This window comes from Roseisolibacter sp. H3M3-2 (genome assembly GCF_029211165.1).
GTDB lineage: Bacteria > Gemmatimonadota > Gemmatimonadetes > Gemmatimonadales > Gemmatimonadaceae > Roseisolibacter.
In genome coordinates, this window is record NZ_JARGEK010000641.1 from 1 (window position 1) to 1,347 (window position 1,347).

Below are 1,347 nucleotides of genomic sequence, written 5' to 3' on the forward strand. Positions count from 1 at the left end.
CTCCGCGACGCCGACGCGCCGGACGCGGCGGAGTAGCCCTCGCCGCGCCGGCGCCCCGCGGGCGCCGCGCTACCGCAGCCGCACCAGCGCCAGCGACACCGTCGGCGGGAGCGCCTCCCACGTCAGCGACGCGACGCGCCCGGCGCCCACGCCGAAGCGCATGTACGCCGCGCCGCCGGCGAGCAGGCTCGCCGTCTGGCTGCCGCCGCCCGTCAGCGCGTAGCTCTGCAGCGGGTAGTAGCCGGTGCCGTCGATCGCCGCGTACACCGAGCGCAGGTTCCAGCTCGGGAACTGGTAGCGCGCCGGCGCGCCCGGGACGTCGTCCATCAGCAGCGCGGTCGCCCAGTCGCGGAAGCGCGCGGCGACGTCGGTGCCGAACACCTGCTGCACGTTGGCCAGCCCGCTGGCGTTCGAGTTGGCCAGCCGGTTCCACGTCTGCGTCTCGTCGCCCCCGAGCTGGTCGGCGGCGTAGCGCAGGAAGCCCCAGGCCGCGCCGCGCGTCGCCAGCGAGTCGTCGTCGGCGTACGGCGAGTTGCGGGCGGGCGCCTGCAGGAACAGCGACAGCCGGTCGAAGTTGTCGATCGCCTGCTCGGTGAACGCGGTCGCCACCGGCGGCGTGCCGCGCAGCGACGTCGCGTCGAGGTTGCGGCGCGGCCCCAGCCCCGAGCGCGCGTAGAACACGAGCTCCTCGGCGACGTGCGCCAGCCCCTCGTCGAGCCACGTCGCCTCGAAGTCGTCGGCGCTCGTGTTGACGTACAGGCGGCGCGACGCGTTGATCAGGTGCTCGAACTCGTGCGCCACCGTCGCGACCGTGACGCTGGCGACGAACGTCTTGCTGTAGCGGTGCCCGTTGATCATCCCGCCCGGGTCGGGGACGAGCAGGTAGAACATCTCCGCCTCGTTGCTCGCCGGGCAGGCGTCGGCCGCCACCGCGGCGCGCGCCGGGAAGAGGTCGCGCGGGGTGAAGAAGCCGCCCACGTACCAGTCGGCGTCCTTGGGCGTGAGCGCGTTGACGGCGCTCGTGTAGTACAGCACGACCTTCGCGTTCCGGTCGATGTCGCTCGGCTCGCCGAAGTTGCGCGTGTCGACGGCGTACACGAGGGTGTCGAAGGTGGCGGCGATCGACGCGTAGTCGGCGTCGGTGAAGCCGTTCATCGGGTTGCTGGTGTCGGCGACCACGATCGCGCGCTGCGACACCGCCGCCACGCGCGCCACGCGGTTGTCGGGGCGCGAGCAGGCGACGTCGCCGTTGGCGTTGAGCGTCACCAGCGTGCCGACCGCCGCGTTGCCGGGGATCAGCGCGCGGCGCGGCCCGCCGGCGCGCGGCGACCGGGCGGCGCGCGCGGC

Annotated in this window: 1 pseudogene; it reads right to left on the reverse strand. The window is 74.3% G+C overall.

Annotated elements, in window-relative coordinates:
• Positions 1 to 69: 69 nt before the first annotated feature.
• A pseudogene (locus PYV61_RS25345) lies at positions 70 to 1,347 on the reverse strand (hypothetical protein); the annotation flags it as partial.